General features: G+C 62.8%; 1 protein-coding gene. It reads right to left on the reverse strand.

Annotated elements, in window-relative coordinates; translation table 11 throughout:
• A partial coding sequence (locus L691_RS28070; RefSeq protein ID WP_036735708.1) for a GntR family transcriptional regulator occupies positions 1-398 on the reverse strand: 398 nt, incomplete at both ends.

Genomic DNA, 398 nt, shown 5'->3' on the forward strand with positions numbered 1-398 from the left:
CGGCTAGAATGGAGCGCATCTGCTCGCCCGGCAGCAGCTCGGGAGCGAGTTCTCCGGTTCCGAGCCGAAGCAGCTCCGGCCTAAATTCCAGGCGGTTGATCGCCTGGACGGTCGGCAAATTGGGATAATGAATGCCTTCCTCCACATAATCGTTCCAACTCCCCGCCGTCTTCTGCGTTCCCTCTTTCCCTGCTACCCTTGTGCCTCCTCCTTGTCTTCCTTCAATGAGCCCGAGCGCGGCCAGTTGGCCGAGTGCGGCAACAACCGTACTGCGGTTGACGCCAAGCTGACGGGCCAACTCGCGCTGCGGCGGCAGCTTCATGCCCTCGGGCCAGTCGCCGCCGCCGATTTTGGCCCGGAAATGTCCGGCAATTTGCGCGTATATCGGCAGGGGGGCG

Origin of the sequence: Paenibacillus zanthoxyli JH29 (assembly GCF_000520715.1) — a bacterium.
Taxonomy (GTDB): domain Bacteria; phylum Bacillota; class Bacilli; order Paenibacillales; family Paenibacillaceae; genus Paenibacillus_AQ; species Paenibacillus_AQ zanthoxyli.